Annotated in this window: 17 protein-coding genes and 1 pseudogene; 5 read left to right on the forward strand and 13 right to left on the reverse strand. The window is 40.5% G+C overall.

What is annotated here, in order from left to right:
- Window positions 1-683 precede the first annotated feature (683 nt).
- From D0T20_RS06470 to D0T20_RS04200, 3 genes and pseudogenes are all read left to right on the forward strand, one after another.
- Window positions 684-3,170, forward strand: coding sequence for an InlB B-repeat-containing protein (locus tag D0T20_RS06470; protein WP_240320595.1), 2,487 nt, complete (start codon window positions 684-686; stop codon window positions 3,168-3,170).
- 631 nt (window positions 3,171-3,801) lie between these two features.
- A complete protein-coding gene (locus D0T20_RS04195; protein WP_116438474.1) occupies window positions 3,802-4,122 on the forward strand; it encodes a type II toxin-antitoxin system RelB/DinJ family antitoxin in 321 nt (106 codons plus the stop codon).
- Window positions 4,119-4,400, forward strand: a pseudogene (locus D0T20_RS04200) (type II toxin-antitoxin system YafQ family toxin). Before D0T20_RS04195 ends, D0T20_RS04200 begins: the two are co-directional and overlap by 4 nt.
- Window positions 4,401-4,530: 130 nt before the next feature.
- On the opposite strand, the gene D0T20_RS04205 reads toward D0T20_RS04200, so the two are convergent.
- The 3 genes from D0T20_RS04205 to lepA are packed head-to-tail and all read right to left on the reverse strand — an operon-like array spanning window position 4,531 to window position 8,231.
- Complete coding sequence (locus D0T20_RS04205) at window positions 4,531-4,986, reverse strand: tripartite tricarboxylate transporter TctB family protein (protein ID WP_016808534.1); 456 nt, start codon at window positions 4,984-4,986, stop codon at window positions 4,531-4,533.
- Between the two features lie 45 nt (window positions 4,987-5,031).
- Entirely contained in the window at window positions 5,032-6,354 is a 1,323-nt protein-coding gene (gene hemW / locus D0T20_RS04210) for a radical SAM family heme chaperone HemW (protein ID WP_162862681.1), read from the reverse strand.
- Entirely contained in the window at window positions 6,351-8,231 is a 1,881-nt protein-coding gene (gene lepA / locus D0T20_RS04215) for a translation elongation factor 4 (protein WP_116438475.1), read from the reverse strand. Before lepA ends, hemW begins: the two co-directional genes overlap by 4 nt.
- 182 nt (window positions 8,232-8,413) lie before the next feature.
- Between lepA and rpsT the strand changes: the two genes are divergently transcribed.
- Entirely contained in the window at window positions 8,414-8,674 is a 261-nt protein-coding gene (rpsT, locus tag D0T20_RS04220; RefSeq protein WP_004130697.1) for a 30S ribosomal protein S20, read from the forward strand.
- A 107-nt stretch (window positions 8,675-8,781) separates the two neighbouring features.
- On the opposite strand, the gene D0T20_RS04225 is transcribed toward rpsT, so the two are convergent.
- From D0T20_RS04225 to D0T20_RS04235, 3 genes are all read right to left on the reverse strand, one after another.
- On the reverse strand, window positions 8,782-9,510 hold the full coding sequence (locus tag D0T20_RS04225) for a GntR family transcriptional regulator (RefSeq protein ID WP_016635561.1): 729 nt from the start codon (window positions 9,508-9,510) through the stop codon (window positions 8,782-8,784).
- A 139-nt stretch (window positions 9,511-9,649) separates the two neighbouring features.
- Window positions 9,650-11,071, reverse strand: coding sequence for a PTS ascorbate transporter subunit IIC (locus tag D0T20_RS04230; protein WP_016635562.1), 1,422 nt, complete (start codon window positions 11,069-11,071; stop codon window positions 9,650-9,652).
- A 364-nt stretch (window positions 11,072-11,435) separates the two neighbouring features.
- Window positions 11,436-12,629 carry an SLC13 family permease gene (locus D0T20_RS04235; protein WP_116438477.1) on the reverse strand — a complete coding sequence of 398 codons (1,194 nt, stop codon included), beginning with the start codon at window positions 12,627-12,629 and terminating at the stop codon, window positions 11,436-11,438.
- Between the two features lie 263 nt (window positions 12,630-12,892).
- Between D0T20_RS04235 and D0T20_RS04240 the strand changes: the two genes are divergently transcribed.
- Window positions 12,893-14,608, forward strand: a complete 1,716-nt coding sequence (locus D0T20_RS04240; protein ID WP_116438478.1) for an acetolactate synthase large subunit — start codon at window positions 12,893-12,895, stop codon at window positions 14,606-14,608.
- A gap of 147 nt (window positions 14,609-14,755) precedes the next feature.
- On the opposite strand, the gene D0T20_RS04245 is transcribed toward D0T20_RS04240, so the two are convergent.
- From D0T20_RS04245 to D0T20_RS04275, 7 genes are all read right to left on the reverse strand, one after another.
- Window positions 14,756-15,721: a nucleoside hydrolase gene (locus D0T20_RS04245; RefSeq protein ID WP_016635565.1), complete on the reverse strand. Its 966-nt coding sequence runs from the start codon at window positions 15,719-15,721 to the stop codon at window positions 14,756-14,758.
- Window positions 15,722-15,738: 17 nt separating this feature from the next.
- Window positions 15,739-18,912 carry an alpha-mannosidase gene (locus tag D0T20_RS04250; RefSeq protein WP_162862682.1) on the reverse strand — a complete coding sequence of 1,058 codons (3,174 nt, stop codon included), beginning with the start codon at window positions 18,910-18,912 and terminating at the stop codon, window positions 15,739-15,741.
- Between the two features lie 90 nt (window positions 18,913-19,002).
- Window positions 19,003-21,105 carry a DNA primase gene (dnaG, locus tag D0T20_RS04255; RefSeq protein WP_116438480.1) on the reverse strand — a complete coding sequence of 701 codons (2,103 nt, stop codon included), beginning with the start codon at window positions 21,103-21,105 and terminating at the stop codon, window positions 19,003-19,005.
- A 94-nt stretch (window positions 21,106-21,199) separates the two neighbouring features.
- On the reverse strand, window positions 21,200-22,483 hold the full coding sequence (locus D0T20_RS04260) for a deoxyguanosinetriphosphate triphosphohydrolase (protein WP_116438481.1): 1,284 nt from the start codon (window positions 22,481-22,483) through the stop codon (window positions 21,200-21,202).
- Between the two features lie 110 nt (window positions 22,484-22,593).
- The gene (gene alr, locus D0T20_RS04265; RefSeq protein ID WP_116438482.1) at window positions 22,594-23,949 is read right to left on the reverse strand and encodes an alanine racemase; all 1,356 of its coding nucleotides are present in this window, start codon (window positions 23,947-23,949) and stop codon (window positions 22,594-22,596) included.
- Window positions 23,950-24,057: 108 nt separating this feature from the next.
- A complete protein-coding gene (locus tag D0T20_RS04270) occupies window positions 24,058-24,603 on the reverse strand; it encodes a hypothetical protein (protein ID WP_016786277.1) in 546 nt (181 codons plus the stop codon).
- Between the two features lie 59 nt (window positions 24,604-24,662).
- Complete coding sequence (locus tag D0T20_RS04275) at window positions 24,663-25,163, reverse strand: S-ribosylhomocysteine lyase (protein ID WP_004113527.1); 501 nt, start codon at window positions 25,161-25,163, stop codon at window positions 24,663-24,665.
- Window positions 25,164-25,305: the final 142 nt, after the last annotated feature.

Here is a 25,305-nt window from a genome sequence, read left to right on the forward strand (position 1 = left end):
TATTATCTTCAAAAATCTTAGAAAATTTTATGAAAATTACTGATTTTCAATAAAAAATATATGACATGTTGTTATAATCATTTGAAATAATTTATGTGACTAAATGTTAATGAAAGAAAATTTATTAATCGATTAGCAAGTTTTACAACTTGAGACTTTACAGTCAAAAAAATTTATTTTGCATGATTTGACGAGGATTTGCATGGATAAAGGCACATACAACAACAATTAAGGCGAGCACATTGCGTTACCAAAGTGCCCGCCTTAGTTTATTTATGAGATTTATGTTCTGCGATTAACTTGCGATTAATCACAACAAACTTCTCAATCATTCTCTTTCAGCACAATCGTTCAGCACAAGTTCTATAAGTTTATCCGTATAATCAGCCTTTGCTAGATTTTGTACTTTTATCTCCCCAAGCTATTGTTTCATCCATTTTGCCACCCAATACATTTTTTAATAGAATATCAATCATTGCAAGGCATACAACACAAGGCATACAAGAATAAAGAACTTATAAACTATTGCATAAATAAAAGCTAAGATGATAGACTATTGGTTCGTATTGTAGTTGGGCACATCTATATGGAGAGAAGTCAATCAATGAAACACGGGCATACTATTTTCTTCTTGAAACGAAAATTTCTAACCTCTTTCCTAATTTTTGCCTTGGGGGGGGGGGTTGTTCGCATCGTCATTAACTGCATTTTCCAAAGCATCGTTTGCAAACACCAATAGCAATATTCAAAATAATCAAGACACTCAAGACATTCCTGGGCCATTCTACGGTGGATTAAACGTTAATAGCCCATTGTTAGAAGTTGGAAAATATGCTTCTCTAAACATCACTGTAACAAACGCGTCGGGAGCTATCGTAGACGCAAACAGCAGCAACGCTACTAATTATTCAGGCACTCTTACGCTAGACATTCCATTCAATGAGGTTCTTAAAGCAACTAAGGATCAAATGAAATCTTGCGAAAATGAAAAAGCTAAGCTTGATTTTAGCTACTCACTATCTTTGCCTGAACCTATTGAATGGCAAGAAGATGCACACATTGAGAATCAATCTTCACTCGTTAAATCAGCGAGCGCAAAAATCTCTCCTCGTCATAAAAACACAATCACGCTTATTGCTGATTTATACGAAAACACGTGGGAAAATTTATCTAATTCTAACGATTCCAAAACTGTAAAGCTAACTGCTCATTTTTCGTTTAAAAAAAGCTCACTTGACCAAGTTCAAAATAAAAACATTACTGGTACAGGCATTTTAAATCTGTACAAAAAAGATGGTGTAAAGTGGGTGCCTGGATTTGGATTTACCTATATTACTAATGAGCTGAACATTCCACTTCTTGGCGGTGAGCCTACAATAAGTAATCCTCTTGATACAACAAAACAAGACTATAATCAGCTTATTTACAGCAAGGGTTTAACAGACAAGAATAAAAACACGGGCATTACATCAATCGGAAAATTCTATTTTTCTGGAACTGCGCAAAAAGTTACGTATGAAGATTACAGCTCTCCTCTTATAACCAGAGACGGTCTTGAAATAAACTCTACAATTAGCAGCCAACCATTCAAATCCTCTTTAGAAAACGTTGAAGAATGGCTAAAAACAAAGATTAACGACGTTTCAAGAGTGTACGTATCTGATTTAAACGTATCAATTAAACTCACCTTTACGTTGCCTAAAGAAATATCGTTATCGCCTAGTAGAGAACTTCCTGATAAACCATCAGAACACTACCCAAAGAAATATGGCGGAGTGAGAAACGACCCAACATCGCTTTTAGGTAATTTTGGTGATTTTGCGCTCAAAGATGTAAAAGAAGATGGTAATACTATTACAGCAACCGCGTACCTAAAAGACTGGTACAAAGGCAATCAGCTGATGAAGCCTTACGCCTACTCGTATGATGAGATTAAACGTAGGATTAATGCTTTAGTTGATGAGATAAAAATTAAGTTTATTCCTGTATGGTTTAACACAGATGCACAAGCTGGAAGAACCTATGAAATTGAAGGCTCAGCAAAAGGCGAACTATCTGGAAAAATCAATTACGTATATAGAAAACTTGGAGCATACGACTCGAACAAGCTTATACCTTTTAACGTTAAATTTGGCAAAGAAAACGTAGAAATGCCTGTAGAAGCTCCGTACAAGATTCATTTTAAGTTTGAAAGTGGTACCACTAACCAAACGTTGCCTGAGTATATTGGTAAGCAATATGCCTTAAAGTCGATTGATGTTTATAAAGGAAAGTCAATCACTATCGATAACTCTACTTTGCGCAAAACAACTGATGAGATGTTTGAACCTGATCCAGAAGTAGTTGGCGATGGCACTAAGAAGACTGGTACGTGGGTTTTTGACGAAATGGCTGGGTGGAAGATTGATGGACAAGGCGAGCCTGTTACGACTATTGAAAATGTAAATAGAAACACTACTTTAGTCGGAACGTGGAAGTTTATTCCTGTAGAAGATTCTGCGCATAGAAAAGTAACATTTAAAAACGGAGAAAAAACTATTGCGATTGTTGAAGTAGAAGCTGGAAAGAATATTGTAAACGATTCTTTAGAGGATCAGTCTATGCCAGCAAATCCTACTAAAGTTGGTTACACGTTTAAGGAGTGGAATACAAAAGCAGACGGAAAAGGCGCTAGATTCTTAAGCACAACAAATGTGATAGACGATATTACAGTGCATGCAGTTTACACTAAGGATTCCAATCCGCAAGATACGCATGATCCAGATAATCCCAAAAATCCAGAGGATTCAGAAGATCCGCAGGATACGCAAGATCCGCAAGATCCACAGGATCCAAATAACAACTCTGAAAGCGGCTCAATTCTCGACTTAGATAATGGCTCAGAAGATGGAAGCAATAGCCACGAAAACGCTAGCGATAAGTCGAATGTTAATAATCAAAATATGCGTAACAATAAATTAAAATCGCTAGAATCAACTAATTCAAATCAAACTAACGATTCTGCAAATTCAAATAAAAGAAGCGTTGTAGATAAACTTGGCACTGCCATGCAAAACACACTGCCAAGAACGGGCGTAGACAATTCTCTCGCAGTTGCAATAACGTCTATAATTACAACAATTGCGCTAACAACGCTATTAACGTCGCTTATTGCAAAAAGCAAAAAATAATCTATAAGCATAGCGCACGAAATAAAACACATAAAAATTGAGGCGAGCACGTTGCATTACCAAAGTGCCCGCCTCGTTTTATAGAATTTATGCTCTGCGATTAGCACAAACGCTTAACCAAACAACTAGCGCACAAAGACACATAAAAACAGAAACTTGCTTATGCTTCACAAAAAGATTTTAACCCAGACGTCTAAAAGTTTTTGACGCAGAATTCAAAAAGTTACCAAAATACAAAAGTTTTTGACGAAAGATTCAAAAACTTTGAATTTTTACAAATTTTGACACTATAACTCTTACGACGGCATTAAGGCGATTAACCTTACGGACTTGCTACTTAAATAAGCGCACACATTGCAAGAAAGCGTATCTTGTAACAAGAGCAGCAGGCAGTAAATGTAATACAATCGTAATATATTGTAAAACGTTTATAGCATATTGTAAAACAGTGCAATACATTGTAGAATGTAATAAAAGTTGATAGCTGAATATCAAAAACTAGAAAAACTAGCGAAACTAGCGAAACTAGAAAAGCTAGAAAAACAAATCAAAAACAAACAAAATTAACGAGTCAAAAAACTAACGCACTTATAGAAGCAAAAATTATAAGTATAAAATCAAGGAGCATATTATGGCAATCAGCGCAACCGCAACAGCAACACCAGCAAAGTCCTCAGCAAAAACCGCAAGCATTAACGTGCGAGTTACAAAAGAAGTTAAAGCACAAGCAGAAGAACTATTCGCCAGCTTCGGCATAACTCTAAGCGATGCAATCAACATGTTCTTACACAAATCGCTTATGGTAGAAGGGCTCCCATTCGACTTAAAACAGCCAAAATACAATAAAGAAACAATCGCCGCGTTTAAGGAATATGACTACATGAAAGCGCATCCAGAAGAGTACAAGCGCTACGACAATGTTACCGAAGCATTGGAGGACGCACTAAAATGAGCCTAAAAGTCGTATTATTAAATTCATTCAAAAGAGATCTTAAAAGAATCAAAAAACGAGGATACGATATAAGACTCTTAGATAGTGTAGTGCGAATGATTGCATCGCAAGAAAAGCTTGCTGAAAGATACTGCGACCACGCACTTACAGGAAACTATTTAGGATTTCGATAATGCCATATAAAGCCAGACTGGCTGCTTATATATCGCATAGATAACGATGACGTAGTGCTTGTACTTTCTCGAACAGGAACACACTCAGACGTATTTAACGAATAGATTTTTAAGAAATAGCAAATCGAAATAAAAACAAATAAGGCGAGCACATTGCGTTACCAAAGTGCCCGCCTTAATTTATTAAAAACAGTTTTATTTATTTATAAACACACCTAAATCGACATAAATACACTTAAATCGCAGTGCCGTGCTCGTCTAGGCGCGGATTTTGCTTAGCGTTACTAAAACTAAAGAACAGCCCAAACACGCCCAAAGCAAACAACACAGCAATCGTTACAACAAGCACCATTGGTTGGCTCGGCAGCCACATAATCACCAAGAACGCAAACGCAGAAAGCAAAAGCACAGCCCAAGAGCACACGCCAATAACCTTGCGAACAGCATTCCACGTATCGTCTCCAGCCTGCGCGCGCTTAATATTGCGTTCCATCTTGTTCTGGCTTTGCGTAACGCTAGAAGATGGCTTCCATCCATCAACGCCATTTTCTTGAAGTCTTCTTGAATGTTCTTGCAAATTGTACTCGTCAATCATTCCACCGCGACCGCGACCATTCGTCTGATCGTATTGAGATGGGATTCCCCTACGACTCTGCCTGGCTTTTGCTCTACGCTCCTTGCGGTTTGCCATGACTGATTCCTTTCTGCATTGAATTTTCACACAATACGAATCATTTTAGCGCATAACTAAGCCATTTTGGCACGCGTCAACAATTTTTTCGATTAATAAATCGTTTAATAAACGCCCTTTTTGAGTGGCAATAATATGATTTTCGCGCAACACTGCCAAATCTTCTTTACACACTTCGATTAGCACTTTTTGCAAATACGAATCGTCAAATTCGCAATTGGCTTTACGCATCTTTGCGCACAATTCATCAACATTAAGTCCTTCCCTAATGCGCAACCCAAGCATTACCTCTTCTATTAACGCATCTTCACTATTTATGCACTCGTAGTTTTGCCAAGGCACGTTTCCTGCATTAATCGCCTGCGCCCAGCGTTTTGGATGCAAAATATCCCAAGATCTAAGATTGTAAAACTTGCTTGAATCCGCCAAAACAGCACAATCATCCATGCTTTGCTTGCTAAGACCGCTCGCCGAATTGTAATGCGAATGCGCTCCAGGGCCAATCCCAGCCCAATCAATGTTCTTCCAATATCCAAGGTTGTGACGAGACTCAAAACCAGGGCGCGCCCAATTAGAAATCTCATACCACTCTAGGCCAGCAGAACTAAAAAGACTATCTGCCAACTCGTATTTTGCTGCTTCATCATCGTCATCTGGCGCTTGAATTATGCCAGCAGCAATTTGGCGACCCATTTTTGTGCGCGGCTCTACTGTTAGCGCATACGCGGAAACGTGGTTAACACCCAAGCTCAAAGCCATTTCTACAGACTTTCGCCAATCATCTATGCTCTCCCCTGGCGCGCCATAAATTAAATCAACACTCGAACGCAAGCCACAAGCGTTCGCCGCTTTAATTCCGCGCGCTACGTTTTCTGGCGTATGCGTGCGGTCAAGCGTTTTTAGCACGTGCGGCACAGCCGATTGCATTCCAAAAGATATTCGCGTAAATCCGCCTTTTGCAAGCGTTTCAATATAAGACTCGTCTGCTGTATCTGGGTTTGCTTCCGTAATGACTTCCGCACCAGGCATAATGCCCCATAATTCGCTGATTTCTTGCAAAATTCGCACTAAATCTTGCGCTTTAAGAACAGTTGGTGTGCCGCCGCCAAAGAAAACAGATTGCGCTTTAGGCTCGAAAATACCGTGAAATTCTTGCCACTTTTTTACAAGACGCATCTCGCGAATCGCAACATCCGCATACCCACTTCGGCTTGCGCCTTCTCCCAAATCTCTAGCTGTATACGTGTTAAAATCGCAGTAACCGCATCTACGCAAGCAAAATGGCACATGCACATACACTTCAAAAGGCATGATTGAACGCGAATCTTCACTAGTATTGTTCGATTCAAAATTCAATATAAGCCTCATCCTTCGGATTTTTGCGCAGCGCGAATTTTATCTTTAGTGTCTCTATCGTTTGCGCTATCGTCTGTAGCCAAAGCTGCAACAAACGCTTCTTGCGGAACCTCAACGTGCCCAAGCATCTTCATGCGCTTCTTACCAGCCTTCTGCTTTTCTAGAAGCTTGCGCTTACGCGTAATATCGCCACCGTAGCACTTAGCGAGCACGTCTTTTCTAAGCGCACTAATCGTTTCGCGCGCAATAATACGCGAGCCAATCGCAGCTTGAATTGGAATCTCAAACTGTTGACGAGGAATAAGTCCGCGAAGCTTCTTAGTCATCATAACGCCGTAAGAATAAGCCTTATCTCGGTGAACAATCGCACTAAAAGCGTCGACCTTATCTCCTTGAATAAGAATATCTACCTTAACAAGATCTGAAGCTTGCTCGCCATCTTCGTGGTAGTCAAGAGAAGCGTAGCCCTTTGTGCGGCTTTTAAGCTGATCGAAGAAGTCAAAAACGATTTCCGCAAGAGGAATCCTGTAGTGCATTTCCACGCGGTCGGCACTAATGTATTCCATTGTGCCCATTTCTCCGCGATGATCTTGGCACAAGTCCATAATCGCACCAATAAAATCTTTTGGAGCAATAATGTCGGCAGCAACCATTGGCTCAATAATGCGCTTGATTTTGCCTTCTGGGAACTCGCTAGGATTAGTTACATGATGCTCGGTACCGTCTTCGCTTGTAACGTCGTAAGTTACGTTTGGAGCAGTTGAAATAAGATCCAAGCCAAACTCGCGGCTTAAACGCTCGGAAACAATCTCCATGTGCAAAAGACCTAAGAATCCGCAACGGAAACCAAAGCCCAACGCAACAGACGTTTCTGGCTCGTAAATAAGAGCAGCATCGTTAAGTTTTAGCTTATCTAGCGCGTCTCTAAGCTCTGGGAATTGCGCGTTATCGATTGGGAACAAACCTGCGTAAACCATAGGCTTAGGGTCTCTGTAGCCCTCCAACGGCTTAGCCGCAGGGTGCGCAGCACTAGTAATTGTGTCGCCAACTTTAGATTGGCTAACGTCTTTTGCGCCTGTAATTACGTAGCCGACTTCTCCCGCTCCAAGCGCCTTTGTTGGAGTCATATCTGGGCTAATAACACCGATTTCAATAGGATCGTGCGTCATGCCAATGCCCATCATGTGAAGCTTTTCACGCGATTTAAGCTCGCCATCAACCATACGAATATATGTTACGATTCCGCGATACGAATCGTAGACGGAGTCAAAAATAAGCGCGCGAGCAGCTCCATTAGGATTTCCACTAGGAGATGGCACTTCCAGTACGATTTGGTCGAGAAGATCTTTTACTCCTTCGCCAGTTTTGCCAGAAACACGCAAAACTTCATTAGGCTTGCATCCAATTAAACCAGCTATTTCTTCTGCATGCTTGTCTGGCTCCGCACTAGGTAAATCGATTTTGTTTAATACAGGAATAATCGTTAAATCGTGTTCGATTGCCATATAAAGGTTAGAAAGCGTCTGCGCTTCAATACCTTGAGTTGCATCCACAAGCAAAACCGCACCTTCGCATGCTGCAAGCGCACGCGAAACTTCGTAAGTAAAATCAACGTGACCAGGAGTATCAATCATTCCAAGCGAATACTCTTTACCGTCAAAAACCCAAGGAACTCGAACAGCTTGCGATTTAATAGTGATTCCGCGCTCTTGCTCAATATCCATGCGATCCAAGAAACGGTCTCGCATCTCGCGCTCTGGCACAATTCCCGAAAGCTGCAAAATGCGATCTGCTACAGTAGACTTGCCGTGATCTATATGCGCAATAATGCAGAAGTTGCGTATCAGCGATTGATCCGTAAATCCTGGCTGGTTATGCGGTGTAATCAAAGCAAATATCTCCTTTTAAGACTATACGAGCAATCAAATATGCGAAAAGTATTGCAACTAACTAATGTTAGCAACTTGACTACCCTAGAAACACTTGACTGGCCTAGAAACACTTATCCATAAACCATGCTATGCTTGCACACTGTATGTCCTTAGTATAGTAAACGTCGTTTGGAGTAATAGTGGCAAACATTAAGTCGCAGAAAAAGCGCGTGCTCACCAATGAAAAGGCACACAAGCGTAACGTGGCAGTGAAGTCTGCTTTGAAGACTGCTATCCGCGCTACTCGCGAAGCCATTTCCGCTGGTGACAAGGCTGCCGCACAGGCCGCTTTTGCAGTAGCTTCTCAGAAGCTCGATAAGGCTGCAGGCCGTGGCGTGATTCACAAGAATCAGGCTGCAAACCGCAAGTCTGGTCTTGCTGTAGCAATCAACGCTCTTTAATAATCGCATATTGCGAATTGATTAGAGTTTGAAAAATCCCCGCTACCATTGATTTCATTTGGCAACGGGGATTTTTGTATTCTAAAGAAAGAAAATAGCACAAAAACTCACGAGCTAACGTGCATCTTAAACTGAATATCTCCATAATTAGGCGTATGTATACCAACGCCAAAGGCGATTATAGAGCCAAAAGAATCTTTAACAATCGACTCAACAGTAAGCGCTGGAGTTTTTGGCTCAACATGCAAAAATTCAGACATATCGTCGCATAACTGTTCAACGCGAATTAATAAATCATTTTCGTAAAGCTTTACAGCATAATCACTTTCCAAGAAATTCACTATTGATTGCTTAGAAAAATCGATATTCAAAACCTTAGGGAATCTAGATGCCGAAAGATAAACAACAATATAACTTGATAAAACGTTATCAACGTATTTTAGTCGCTTTATGCAAATCAAATCTTCTGATTCGTCTAAACCAAGCTTATGCGCAGCCGACTCGTCTTTAACAATGCTGTTTTGAATAACCTTGATTCGCACGTTTGTATTGTTTTCGGAATAATTTTGATAGAATCCTTGAATTTTATCTGATATAACTTCTCGATTAGAGCTATGAACAATATTCTTTGCTCTAAAAGTTCCTTTTCCTTGGATTCTAACAAGCAAGCCTTCTAGTATCAAACTATCTACTGCATGCCTAAGTGTTATTCTACTAACGTTGTATTGTTTGCATAATTCTAATTCTGGAGGGAGCTGCTCCTGCGGCTTCATTAAATCAATGCGCTTTCTAAGATTATCGCGCACTGCTACATATTTAGGCACACCTTCAGTCACAATTCACTCTCCAAACAGAATGATTAGAAAAACAATTGTAAGAATTGCCTAAAATCCTACGATCCTTAAGCCTTATGATTCTACGACAATTCTTACAAAAATGCTTTTGAATACATATAGAACTAATAGTATCAGTTTATTAGTCCAATATGTAATCCGACGCGCTAGAAGCAGAATTGTTTGTTGCTAGCGATTTAACTTTTTTGTTTTCTAAACGAGTCAATATTATTGACGACGCATAGAAAAGAACGTATAGAATAGCGATTGCAACAATAAGCAGAATCCTTCCTCCAGCAACATTTGAGTAGCCAAATATTACTCCTGCTACACCATAGTCAGCGTCGGAATAGGTTGAGTTTGCAGAGCCAAGATTTCCCAAAACAGGCAAAAGAAGCAAAGGCAAGAATGTAATAACAAGGCCATTAACAAAACCGCCTATAACGCATCCTCTTCTACCCGCTTGACCATTGCTAAACACTCCCGTAACGCCACCTGCCATAAAGTGCGCAACAATTCCTGGAATAACAACTGTTGTGCCAGCCAAGGCCATAATGACCATTCCAACAATTCCACCTGCAAAGCTTGCAAGGAATCCAATAAGAACGGCGTTTGGAGCAAAACCGAATGTCATAGGAGCATCCAATGCTGGCTTAGCATTTTTAACCAATTTTTCGGATATTCCCTTAAATGCTGGAACAATCTCATCTAAAACAACTTGAACGCCTGCAAGAATAACAAATACGCCTGCAGAGAACATTGCTGCTTTAAGAATAACGAACACAATAAAGTTCTGGCCGCCAGAAAGCTTAGTCTCAATAAATTCTGGACCTGCAAAAAGAGCAACTACAACGTAAATAATTGCCATTGAAAGCGCAATTAAAACAGTTGTATCTTTTAAGAATCCAAGAGCAGATGGGAACTTAATATCTTCAGTAGACTTAGACGGATGCTTTTTAGAGCGCGTAAGCTTTGCAACTAAAGTTCCAATAAGAACACCACTGCTAGCAGGGTGACCAAGAGCTACGTCATCTTTGGCGGAAGCTTTACGCATAAACGATTGCACCAACGCTGGAGAAATCGTAATCAATAAGCCTTGTGCAAGAGAACCAATAACAATAAGAGTTAAAGTATTAAAACCTGCAACATTGAAGATTACTGCAATCATACTAGCCATGTAGAAAGCAACGTGACCAGTTAGATAAATGAATTTAAAACGAGATGTTAGAGAAAGAATAATGTTTACAATCATTCCAAAGAAGAAGATGAGAGCAGATTCCGAGCCGTACTTTAAAAGAACGGTTCCAATAATTGCCTCATTGTTTGGAACTACACCTTGAACATGGAAAGCATATTGGAACATGCTTCCAAATGGATCAAGCGCTTGAGTTACAACGCCAGAGCCTGCAGCCAAAACCAAAAACCCAACCATTGTACGAATTGAACCTTGTACAATGTTGGAAATACTTTTGCCTTGAACTGCAAGTCCAATCAAAGAAATCATCGCAACTATTACAGCTGGTTGACGGAAAACATCGAGCAGTATAGAAAGAATACCGTTCACAGTTCTCTCCTTATTTTGTATGTTAACATTTTTAGGCGCATTTTGGCATGAAACGAAAATTACAAGAGAGATAGTGTAATTAACTGAGTCAAATAAGTCAAACCAGAATGCTCGAATTTATTTAATTCAAAAGTCATAATAATGGATAAGCCAAGACATAAATTTGTTATAATGTTATATTCAATTTATAGTGATTTTTAGGCATATCACAAATAAAATGAAAATTATTACGCATAATCGCGATTTAACAGAAAATAATATAACAAAATCGTATATAATCTGAAAATTAATAGTCTTTTATTCGTCAATAACTTAAAAATATGTGAAAATAATCACAATAATTCTTAAAAAGACACGCCAGAAACTACTCAATAATCCAAGCTAAGCCAATCAAAACAGCTAAGAAAAGAAGATTCACAATTGTGTACATAAGCAAATAGCGACCCTTATTATGAGGATACTTATGCGTAATACTCTTGTACGAAATCAAAGACGCCATAGACGCAATAAGCGTTCCCATGCCGCCAAGATTAGTGCCAATAATAAGCATCTTCCATTGGTCGCAGAATCCAGAAAGCAAAATAGTTGTTGGAACGTTACTAATCATTTGACTAGAAACAACCGAAACTTCCATAGGGTGAGAGCCAACCCACATTTGCGCAATCTCGGTAAATCCAGGAACCCTGCGCATGTTTCCAATAAAAATGAAGAACATTATAAACGTAAGAGGCAAAGCCCAATCCAAAGCGCGGAACACATGCGAATCGCAAACAATAAAGGCAATAACAACTGCCAAAACCATAATCCAGTCTGGAATCCAGCCAGCTACTCCACACAAACACAAAATAAACAAAAGGCTGTAAATAACAACTCGCCATTGAGTAAAGCCAACACCGTAGCCCATAACGCGAATCTCGTCTGGCTTAGGTGATTTAGAATGCGGAGCTAAAACGCCTTGCTCAATGTCGTCTCCGTGCAATCCTTCAAACTGATCGACTTTTCTAGAACTAAAGAACACAAACGCAAACGCAATCATAAGAATCGCAGCAGTAAGCGTGTACGGAGCCATAATGGAAAGAAAGTCGCCAGTAGACATTCCAGTAAGCGCTTTAAGATACAAATTGTGCGCATTGCCAATAGGAGTTAGCATGCTTCCAACGTTTGCACCAATCGTCATTAAAGTAACAATAAGAATCGCGTGCTTTTCGGCATTCTCCATCATTAAAACAGAAATCGCAAAAGGAACAAAAGTCACAAGAGCAACATCGTTAGTAATAAGCATTGCCGAGAAAAACGTTAGAGACATAAGAACAAGAACTAATCCGCGCTCAGTCCTAACTCTTCTAAGAAGATTCGCGCCAATGCTTCTAAAAACGCCTATTCGTTGGAATCCGCAAACAACCATCATTAAGCAAACAAGTTGAGAAATAGTGTTTACGTGAATGTAACTAAAATATTGCGCATCAGGCGGAACGAAAAAACAAGAAATAACAGCTAAAACGGCGGCCACAATAAGGATGGTCTCACATTTGACCAAATTCAGAAGCCAACGCCTCATCATTCCTCCGCAACTAAAATAAACGACTCTTTCAATTGTATAAGAAACCCAATCCAAAGAGGCAAAAATTCCCGACAAAATCGTTGAAATAACAAGGCACAGGGTGCTAAAAGCGCTTTAGTTTTGCCACAAAGCGAATATGTAAAAATCCGCCCATTTTTGTGACACGCGCAAAATGCACATGTCTTAGAGTCTTATATTATAAATGGAAAAGAAGTCGTAAGGCTAACAAGCACATTAAGCACAAAGCGAGAAACGCAATTATGACAAATCAAGAATCGCAAGCTCAAAAAACAGCAAGCCATAAAAGAAACACAGCAGACTTAATCGTAGAATGCCTTGTAAACGAAGGCGTTGAGGTTGTTTTTGGAATCCCAGGAGAAGAAAATATTCCGCTTTTAGAGGCAATTGAGCGAAATGGAAACATACGCTTTGTGCTTACTCGCCACGAGCAAGGCGCAGGCTTTATGGCCGCAACTTATGCACATATTACTGGAAAGCCAGGCGTATGCTTGGCAACGCTGGGGCCTGGAGCACTAAATCTTACGCTTCCTGTAGCTCAAGCAAATGCAAGCACAACTCCGCTTGTTGCAATATGCGCTCAAGGAAACGTATCTAGACTTTACAAGGAATCTCACCAAATCATTGATTTAGTAGCACTATTCCAACCAATCACTCAATGGTCTTCTATGATGCTTGCTCCAAGCACAGCTCCAGAAATGGTTCGCAAAGCTTTCTCAATCGCTCAAAGAAAGCGCCCAGGAGCAACATGCCTTGTTATTCCAGAAGATATTAGCGAAATGAGCGTGCCAGAAGATGCAAAGCCACTTCCGCTTCCAAAGCCGTTGCATATTCTTCCAGCTCCAGACACAATTTACGAAGCTGCTAAAATAATTAGCCAAGCAAAAAGGCCGATTATTCTTGCAGGAAACGGCGTTGCAAGAAGCCACGCTCAAAAACAGCTTCTAGATTTTGCAGAACAGCTTAATGTTCCAGTTGCAACAACGTTTGAAGGCAAAGGCGTGTTCCCAGATAATCACCCGAACGCTCTTGGCGTAGTTGGATTTATGCATAGAGATTATGAGAATTTTGCTTTCGACACAGCAGATTTGATTATTGCTGTAGGATTCTCAATTCAGCAATTTGACCCTAAGAAGATTAATCCAAATATTGACAAGACGATTATTCACATAAACACATTTGTTGAAGACACAGACGCTCACTACCCTACTGCACTAAACATTATGGCAGATATTGCTCAAACGCTTAAAGCGCTTACAAGTGTGCTTAAAGATAGAAACGTTACTTTTGACGTAACTCACCCAAAGATTCGTCAAATGATTACAGACGAGTTGCGTTCGTTTGAAAACGATAACAGCATTCCTATGAAGCCTCAGCGCGTTGTTTACGATACTCGTCGTGCTGTTGCAGAAGGAACTAAGGTTCTTGTAGATACGGGCGCACTAAAAATGTGGATGGCAAGGCTTTACCCAACAATGCATCCAAATACGTGCATTATAGACAACAGTCTTTCTACAATGGCTTGGACTTTGCCTGGAGCTGTTGGAGCATCGTTCATTAAAGATAATAGTGGAAAAATCAACACAAAGCCTGTCCTTGCTGTTATGGGCGACGGCAGCTTTATGATGAACGTTCAAGAGATTGAAACCGCTGTTCGCGTTGGTTCTAGAATGGTGGTTTTGGTTTGGGAAGATAACGCGTACGGTTTAATTAAGTGGAAGATGGACTTGCACGCTGGAGAACACGAATACGTTGATTTTACTAATCCAAATGTTCCAAAATTGGCGGAAAGCTTTGGCGCAAGAGGCCACGTTGTACAAAAGCCAGAAGACTTATACAACATGCTTAAAGAGGCTTTGGCTCAAGAAAGCGGTGTTGACGTTATAGCTTGCCCAGTGGATTATAGCGAAAACATGAAGCTTATTGAAAAGCTTGGAGACATTGACTTCGGCAACTAAAGTATATTTATACTGAAAATATACGCATTAATTTATACGCATTAAATATAAATACGACCGAGAAAGTTTGTGAATAGCCATAAACAAACTCGGTCGTATTTAAATATTATTTCAATATAGAAAGCATGTTGGTAAAAACAAATTTTGCTAATCTACAACATGCAAAGTACTATAAATGTAATTTTTATATTTTTCGGGATTAAGCCTACTACATATTTCAACATTCGGAGTTTTACCAGAGAAGAAATTAGCATCAACAAGAACTGAGCCATAACTTGGTCCAGGAGTTGCATCAACTTGGCAATAATATTTTGTGCACTCGCTTATACATTCAGGATATAACGCAGCGGCAACAGCAGATGGATCAGCCATATCTAGATAAGCATCCCCAAAACGGCTAACATTCATTTCCATTAATTCCCTATTACAATCAATTACAAACTTACCAAGTTCTCCACTTTTGCGAATATTAGCAATTTCTTGTGGATTCAGCATACATTCTCCCAAGCATGCGTCCCATCCAACAAACATAATATTTTTAAGACCAGAATCAACTAATATCTTTGCAGCTTCTGCATCTTGCCAAATATTGAATTCTGCTACAGGAGAAACATTTCCACGGCCTAAACCAGCAGATCCCATAACGACTATGCGACCAACTTTTTGCATAGCTTCATAATCAACCTTAATAGCTAGAGCAATGTTAGTTAATGGCCCTAATGCAATAATGTCTATTTCACCATCTTCACTGTTTCTCAAAGTTTCAATCATTTTCAAAACAGCATTACCATTACTTTCTTTCAAACGATGAGGCGCTAGACCAATATCACCCATTCCATCTCTACCATGAGTTTCATGAGCATAAGACAAATCGCGTAAGAGCATGCTTCTGCTTCCTTTATATACAGGTGGCTCATACGAACCAGCATGCTCGATAGTAGTAAGCGTATTAATAGTCGCTTGTTCCATGCACACGTTTCCTGATACAGTGCAAAACATTAATATCTCATATCTAGGATCATTTAAAGCCATGGCAATTGCCATAGCATCATCCGAACCACAATCTGTATCTATTATTATTTTCTTTTTAGAATAAATTCCTTTATTTTTCATAAACTCTCAACATCCTATCAATTAATAGAAACTGTAGTTTCAGATGCAATGCGAATTCGCAATGAGCATAGCTGAAAAGGACGTAATTCTATATTTAATTCATCATTATTCTTGTGCAAAGCTGTAGGCATACCGTGCAATACTGGCATTTCCATAAGATCTACCTCTTCAATCGAAGCCGCACGCAAGATTTTGTTGAGTTTTATTTGGCCACTCGCGCAGCCACCACATGGCTCATAAATACGCAAGATTATGTCTCCAGAACAATCGTCAGCTAGCTTAACCCAATCTAATGCAATTAGACCTGAGTTTCTATGAATCGTAAACAGCGGATCTACATCTGGAAGCTTATCAATAATTGGCGAATTCAAAAGATTAGCCGCACTTAAAACTGAGTCCATATTTGCATCAGCAATAAATGACCAAGTAAATTCGTGCTTACCTTGATCCGTATTTGGATCTGGGTAAAGAGGCGCAGAAAGCAAAGATAATCTGAGCATAGTTCCATAAGATGAAGAATAATCGCCAATAGGAGAAGCATCAGCGCCATAAGTAGACGAATTCGCAACAGCAACAGCATAAGAGGAATCTTCTATGCGAACAAACCTATGCGTGCATGACTCGAATTTTGCATCATCACTACGAGTATTTTTTACTATTGGACGTTCAGCTAAACCATATTGACACTCATATTGCGCATTATTTGAACATATAGATGTTGGCATATCTACTTTCAAAAATTGCTCTTTAGCTTTCCAATCAACTTGCGCATGGAAATCAAGTCGTTTAACACACGGCTCTAAAATTATATTTGTTTTAATCTTTATATCTTTTTTACATGCCAAGATTTCAACAGACACACCGCCCGATAAAAGTTCTTTAACACAAACAATTGAAGAATCATCAATCTTACGATTCCTCATAAATGCATCTCGCTCAACATCCCACGCATCCCACTGAGATGGCTCATCTTTTAGTATCTCGTATTGCGCCATGCGATAACCAGATGGAATTAGCTCGCGATTAAATTTAATATCTTTAACAGAAGACACTGTGCCATCGCGTTCAATAGTCACACTTAAAACACTATTATTAAGAATTATTCCACCATCATTTTTGTGTTTTACAGTTGTTTTACTATTTTTACTGCTTTCATTGCATTGGTACAAATTCCAAGCAACATCATTTTTACCTGTATAAGTCAATAACTTTACATTTTCACGCATATTAATCGCGCTGTTAGTGCCAATACTGCCAATAGTGCTATTAGTGCTGTTAGCTTTTACAATCGCATTAGCAATATCTGAAATAATTTTACGCAAAGAAGAAATATCTCTAGCATATTCTTCTCTAGCTTGCCTATGAACCCATGCAATAGCGGAGCCTGGAAGAATATCGTGGAACTGGTTCAATAATAAAGTCTTCCAAATTCTAGTAAGCTCATTGTTATTAAAACGGTATTCTGGCGCATAAACTCGAGCTAAAACAACAAGATATTCAGCTACGCGCAACAATGATTCCTCTATTCTGCAATAGCGCTTCATATCTTGCTGAGAAGTAAGAGTTTTTCTATGCAACTCTAGATAAAGCTCACCCTTAAACACTGGTGTATTGCAATTTGAATCGTCAACAATATCTTTTCGTATTTTTTCAAACAACTCATCAGGAGTACCGAAATCAACTCTAGGAGCACCCTCTAGATTACGATCGCGCCTAATACGAGCAGTCATTTCGCGAGTAGGCCCGCCACCTCCGTCGCCAAAACCGTATAGCAATATTGCGTGATCAGATAAATCTTTATCCAAAAAATTGCGTTGAGAATAAACTAACTCATGCATGCTAACAGACGAAGCATAAGTATTAGATGGAGGAAAATGAGCCAAAATCCTAGAACCGTCTATTCCTTCCCAAAGGAAAGAATGATGTGGGAATTTAGTGGTATCGTTCCAGGAAAGCTTTTGAGTTAAGAACCAGTCAAAACCAGCGCGGCGAGCGATTTGAGGCAATGCGCCAGTGTAGCCGAAACTGTCTGGTAGCCAAATACCATGCGGCTCAACGCCAAGATGCTCCTTAAAATAGCGCTTACCAAAAGTCATTTGGCGAATTAAAGATTCACCGCACGGCATCATTGCATCAGACTCAACCCACATACCTCCAACAGGTATAAAACGCCCTTCTTTAATCCTATTTTTCATACGCTCAAACAAATCGGGATGCTCGTTTTCTAGCCACTCGTATTGTTGAGCAGAACTCATAGCATAAGTAAAATCAGGGTCCTCATCCATAAGAGCTAAAACGTTAGATATTGTGCGCGCAACCTTCCTATGAGTCTCGCGCACAGGCCATTGCCAAGCAGAATCAATATGAGCATGACCAACAGCCGTATGCTTTATAGAGCTTGCTGCAGCAGGGCTACTTAATACATTAAACAACTCTTTGCGAGCATTTTGAACAGTAGAAAAATCATGCTCATCATACGCGTTTAAGGATCGCTGTAAAGCTTTAGCCAGTTTCCAATAACGCGGATTATCATCATTTAATTCGCGCATCAAAGAACTTACAGTCTGAAGATCCATGTAATAATCAAAAATATTACGATTAAAAACAGTAACGTCAATATACTTCAACATATATTGGCATTCAGTTTTTCCAGTAGCACGCTCACCTAAATCAGTAGGAGAAAACGGAGTAGCTCCTTCAACAAATGGATTGTCTGCAGCTTCCAAATATAAAGTAAAATTACCATTTTCATCAATACTAATAGAACGATTATTATGCTCATCAATCAACGGAACCCAATGATTACAAGGGTTTACAGCTTTTATAACTCTTCCGTCAACGTTATACACTAATCCTTCTGCCTGAAAACCAGGAAAAAGATTGCTAATCCAACCTAAATCAACATTTAGCTCAACTTTGCGCCCTTTTACCTTTGAAAAATCAATCGACCCTGTAACTTCAAACCACGTTGTGCCCCAAGTTGTTCCCCAAACACATGGAGCATTAAATGAACGAAACGCAATATCGTTTCTTTTTAACTTAGAGAAGAATTCGCTAGAAGAAATAGGTTCTCCAGCAATCTCATACGCTCGAATTTTACAATGCGATAAAACAGTATTTATATACGGATATAGGCGTTGTTGCATAACTCTTGTACAGCGATTCAACTGCTGCTCAGGTAATAAAAACATTGTTTCTACACTTCTTTCTTACACAACTACACATTTATACATAAATCGCGTATCTCGGTATATAAAGACAAAACAAGTAATTGATAAATCTTATAGAATTTGTGATTGAAGATCTTTTCGAGCAGATTCTAATCTAGTAATCTGACCTAAAAGATTAAGCTTTTCACTCCCATCTTCTAACTTACTCATTCTAAGCTTAATAGCTCCGATTTTTCGCATAAAACCAACGTCTAAAAGCTTAATAAGCAACTCGTTTGCATACTTTTGTTCTTCTTCGCTAGGAACGCGCAAAAGGCTGGATGGCCCGCCTTTTGTACCTTCGCAACTATAATCGTAAGCAGCCGACGAGTTAATAGAAGAAGCTCCACTTAAGCCCTTGCTTAAAGACAATGGAAGAGGCATTACGGAAAGCTCGTTAATAACGCCTTCTAACATAGGGCCTGCAGCCTTAGTAATAGTGTGCAACCAAAGACCTTGGCTAATATTTGTGCTAGGCAAGCCTCCAGAAGCAACAAATGCTTGGAAAAGAGTTCTAAAAACTGGCGTAATAAAATTATTCAAAGTAAGATGCGCAAAAAGTTGGCCGTTAAATGCTAGAGGAGATTGCATAAGAACAGCCATAAACTGCTGTTCGCACATAAACACGGAATCGTCAACCTTGTAATAGCTTTGATTCTTGTACGCACTTCTAAGCATGGCTGTTTTTACAGCAGCTTCATTCATGCTTTGAGAACGCTGATCAAACACGCGAGAATCCGCATAAACGTTGGAAGAGTAGCCTTTAGAATAAGCGTCATCGTCTACAACGTGTAATCGCCTTCTATTAGACTCCACCTCCTTACGCATAACGTCTAAATCAACACCAATATTTCTAACAGCTTTTCTAGTGTACAAGTCAAGCAAAGACCTGTCTCGAATTTGCGCAACAAGAGGAGCAACCGCCTTAACAGCACCCATCTGCCCTGTTGTAAAAGACGTGTCAAACTTACGAATAACAGTATCGATTACAAAATCGTAAAGAGGATTAGCGCGCGCAATCAAAGAACGAACAGCATCGTCGCCCCTTTGAATACGCAAATCGCAAGGGTCTAAGTTATTATCTGCAACAGCAACAAAAGTCTGTGTTAAAAACGCCGAATCTAAGCCAAAAGCATGCAGAGCAGCTTTTTGACCAGCGGCATCTCCATCAAAAGTAAAAACAATACGCGAACTAACTTTTTGACCTTCTACTTTTACAGGGCCAACAAGCTGAATCGCTCCCAAAGAATCGTCTGCAATAAGTCGGCGAATAATCTTCGCGTGCTCCGCGCCAAAAGCCGTTCCGCAAGTTGCAACAGCAGTATCTACGCCAGCTAAATGGCAAGCCATAACATCCGTGTAGCCTTCAACAATCACAACCTGGCGCTTTTTAACAATATTCGACTTAGCAATGTCAATTCCGTAAAGAACTTGCGTTTTTCGGTACAACACAGTGTCTGGAGTGTTAATGTACTTTGCGCTAATAGAATCGTCGTCGTAAAGCTTTCTAGCGCCAAAACCCAAAGTACGTCCAGTAGAATCTCGAATAGGCCACGTTAATCGGCCGCGGAAGTAATCGTAAATTCCGCGCTGACCTTGGCGCGCCAATCCTGCATCCAATAATTCTTGACGAGTAAAACCCTTATTAGACAAATAGCGAACAAGATTATCCCATCCGTTAGGCGCGTATCCACAACCAAAACGCTCGCATTGCGCTTGAGTAAAATTGCGCCCTGCAAGCAAACTACGCGCTGCAGACGCTTCATTAGAGTTGATTTGAGACGCAAAGAAACGTTGAGCTTCCTCGTTTGCTTCTATAAGACGAGCGCGCTTGGAGCCAGCATGAGAATTATCTTTAGCATCCTGCGATTTGTCATAATGAACTTCAATGTGGTAGCGATCCGCTAGTAGCTCTACTGCCTCGCGAAAATCAATGTTTTCTTTTTGCTCAACATACTTAAAAACATCGCCGCCAGCACCGCAACCAAAGCAATGCCAGACACCTAAGCTTGGACGAACGCTGAAACTAGGCGTTTTTTCATCGTGAAACGGGCAAAGCCCCACAAAAGTACCCGTTCCAGAAGGCTTAAGCGTAACAGTTGCAGACACAATATCGTACAAATCTGCAGCAGCGCGCACACGCTCAACGTCTTCTTTTACAATCATTCCAGCCATAGTCTCTAGCTTATCGCAAGCCGAAGGCTACAGACACTCTATTCGTAAAAGCATAAAAGCATTGAAGTGGAAAGCATTGATTTAGCACAAAGATTTAGCACAAAGCGGCATGAATAGCTGTAGCAGATCCATCTGTAAGACTTGCAACTTGATCAATCGCAACTCTTAAACGCTCTTCATCGCTAGAGCAAGCATCCCAATCGCTTATAAACACAAATTCCATAGCATCGTGCGCTCGTGGAGACTTGCTCATAAACACCTCCACCAAATCCGTTAGAATCTTTTGCTCACGCTTATAAAACTCGCGCTCCCTAGGCTGGATTATAAAATGCACAGCCAAGCTTTTAAGAACAATTATCTCGTAAGATGTTTCTGGCGGAATCACAACGTTTGCGCGGTAGCGAATTAAAGCACCGTTTCCATATTTTTCTCTAGTTGCTTTCTCAACAGAGCTTGCAAACCTGCCGATTAAAGCACTAGTAATATTCTTTAAGTGAGCGAGAGACCTTCTAGAGCCGTCATAAGAATCAGGGAACATGTTAAGAGAACGCAAACGCTTAAAAGCTGCCAAAAGACTATCCGCATCCCACTGGCTGCCGTACCAATTATGAGCTTCTTGAACAACTTGATCTGCAACGCTTGAATCCCAAACAAGCTCCGTATTAAAAGCGCCAGTTACAATCGCGTCTTCAATATCGTGAACACTGTATGCAATATCGTCGGAAAGATCCATAATTTGGCACTCCATAGGCTTCGATTCGCGCGGAGAGCCACTTTTTAGCCAATCAAAAACTTCTCTATCGTCTGGGTAAACGCAGAATTTTAAATCGCGCTCGCCTTTATCGTGCGCTTTTGCTTCATCAAAACCCCAAGGATATTTAACAGCAGCATCTAAGCTTGCACGCGTAAGATTTACGCCTGCGCTAGCGCCATTTTCTCTAAAAACTTTAGGCTCTAAGCGCGTTAAAAGTCTAAGAGTTTGAGCATTTCCTTCAAAACCACCAATATTGCTTGCGATTTGAGCAAGAGCGCGCTCGCCATTGTGACCAAAAGGAGGATGACCTAAGTCGTGAGCTAAGCAAGCGCAATCTACAACATCTGGATCCGCGCCAAGCATTGCAGCAATCTGGCGACCAATTTGCGCAACTTCCAAAGTATGAGTTAAACGCGTGCGAGCAAAATCGTCGGAGCCAGCTACAAGCACTTGACTTTTAGCGCCGAGTCTTCTAAGCGCTGAAGAGTGGATTATTCTGGCTCTGTCTCGCTCAAACGGTGTGCGAGCGCGCGTGTGGTGAGGCTCACTAGCCCAGCGCTCAGTATCGTGCAAGCTGTATTCTCCAACAACTTCGTTATCGGAAGCAATCACATCGTTACACATTAAAAACCTCCTCCACTAATCGCAAGTATCAAATCGCAAATCTAAAATCGCAAGCAGCAAATCATAAATTAGCAAATAACAATTCAGCTAATCGCAAAATCGCAAGATTGCTATATTAAGCTTTTTTCATCCAACATTTTTATGTCTTTTTCAGACAAAACTTCGTAAGCATTCTTATACAATCGCGGAACTCTAGGGCCAATCCCAGTCATAATCTCATAGCTTATTGTTCCTGCAGCCGCTGCCCAATCATCTGCCGTTGGCTCCGCATATTCAAGACCCCTGCCTGGCCCAAAAAGCCTGACTGTATCTCCTTCTTCAACTCCAAGCTCTTTAGCGCTGCCTTTTAAGTCAACAATAAATTGATCCATGCAAACGCGCCCCGAAACATGCAAAATCCTAGCGCCGTTATTAGTTTCCACGCGCACAGGGCCTCCAGGCTTATTAACATGACGAGATCCTTGCATATCGAATCCGCTAGATGCGCGCAAAATGCCATCCGCATATCCAAGTGGAACGATTGCTGTGCTTGTATTGTCTGGCGTTAAATACGTGCGCCCGTACGAAATACCATGACCTGCTTCTACAGATTTAACTGTTCCTAATTGCGCTTGTAAGGTCATTGCTGGACGCAAGTCGTAAGTTTGAGGCGCTCCCATAACAGGGTCTGGCTCGTATCCATATAATCCAATTCCTGGGCGAACAAGCTCAAAACGTATCTCTGGCCTGTTAAGAGTTGCAGCTGTATTAGCTAAATGTCGGATTTTAGGCTCCAACCCAGCTTCGCGCATTCTTCTAGTAAAGTCATGGAATTGCTCAATTTGCCTATCTGTAGATGCCACAAACTCTGGAACGTCTGGGCAATCAGCAACAGCCAAGTGACTCCATTGCCCAATAACTTCGATTAATCCCTGACTAGAATATTCACTAAGTTTTTCTAAAGCATTACTAAAGCCAGCAGGCGTAAAACCGTTTCTGCCAAATCCCGTATCTACCTTAACGTGCACGCGTGCAGCAGCACCAAGCGATTTAGCAGCTAGCGCAACAGCGTCAATAGAATCAAGTGAGCCAACAGAAATATCAATATCTGCTTTTATTAAATCCGCAAAAAGAGACGTTGGAGCGCTAGTAAGCCACGTAAGAATACGGCATCTGCTTAAGTCAATTCCACATTTACGAAGTCGCAAAGCCTCATAAGGCTGAGCCGTTCCAAGCCAAGTTGCTCCTCCTGCTAAAGCTGCGAGCGCACTAGGAATAAGCCCGTGACCATAAGCGTCTGCTTTAACAACTCCCATAACTGCTGGCGACTTTTGACCAGGCTTCAAATCTTTAGAAACGCGCTCAACAAGCGTTCGCATATTATCTCTTAGCGCTTTTAGATCAACGATTACCTGCCCAGGGTATGTACTCAAGGCGCGAGCGTAGTTTTCTTGCAAAATCGCTTGTATACTCGAATTTTTACACATATCTCACGCCTTTACTTTTACGTTTACTTTTATATCTACTATATATGCCAGTATTTTTGACTTATATGCAAGTATTTTTTGACTTACATTTCAATACTGCTAATACTTCTAATACCGTATTACATGATTATGCGAGCGCAACCATTGATACGCGATTCTAGTTGCACTATGCGCGCGATCTGGAATTACAACAAGACCACACTTGCTAAAGCCTTCTCGCAAAATAACTTTTTGCATAATCAAGTTGTCGGGATGAGTATCGATTCTAACATTAGAGTAATTACGCTTAGCCCATCTTAAACATTCGCTTGCCATTTTTGGCTTGACTCCCGAAGATGCAAGCCTATGGATTGTAACGTATGGCAAAACGTCATCTAGCCACGCTCCATCAATCTTTGCGTAGACTTCATCAAGACCTTCGCACAGTGCAAATTGTGCCAAAATGCGCTCTTCGCCAAAATCTGGGTCCGTGTCTACAAGAAGATTAAAACGATTCAAACGAATATCTTCTATAACACTAGATGTTAGAGGAAAACGATCCCCCCATTGATGAGGATTGCCATTATTTGCCATAAATACTCTTGCTCTCTCATAAATATTTTCAATATCTTTTAGGTCGCTAAGAGTTGCTTTCCTCAATCTTATTTCACACATACACCCCCCTATGCTTAGAATATGGCGTTTTACAGTCTTACACAATCAAACGCAACAAATCACACAATCTTACGCTCAAAAGGATCGGAGCTAATGCCCTTGTCTAAAATATCTTTGCACCATTGACGCGCTCCGAACAAGCTATGATCTCGGTAGTTTCCGCAAGACTCAATAGTTGTAGCTGGAACATCTTCCCAAGTAGCTTTATACGCAATAAATTCAAGCGATTCCTTTAACGCGCGCGCAACATCTTCCGTGCTATGAGTGCCCCAAGTTAAAAGGTGGAATCCTGTACGGCAACCAAATGGAGAGCAATCAATGTAGCCTTCAATGCGCTGGCGCAAAAGAACAGCAATCGTGTGCTCAATCGTGTGTAAAGCGCCCGTAGGAATAGCCTCTTGGTTAGGCTGAGTTAAGCGAATATCGTAGTTAGAAATAACATCTCCATTCGGGCCTTTTTGAGTGTCAATATAGCGAACGTATGGAGCTTTAACTTTAGTGTGGTCAAGCTCAAAGCTTTCTGGACGAGGTGTTGGCTGATTATTTTGATTTTCGCTCATTTTATCTTTCCTAACTTGTAATACATACGCAAATAACGATTACTAACAATATTAGACGCTATTCTTGCCAAACACACATAAACGCGAATCTAAAAATATTTTTTATTAGACTTGCAACACTTATTTGCTTACAAACTTTCAA

This window comes from Gardnerella piotii (assembly GCF_003397585.1).
In the GTDB taxonomy this organism is placed as follows: Bacteria; Actinomycetota; Actinomycetes; order Actinomycetales; family Bifidobacteriaceae; genus Bifidobacterium; species Bifidobacterium piotii.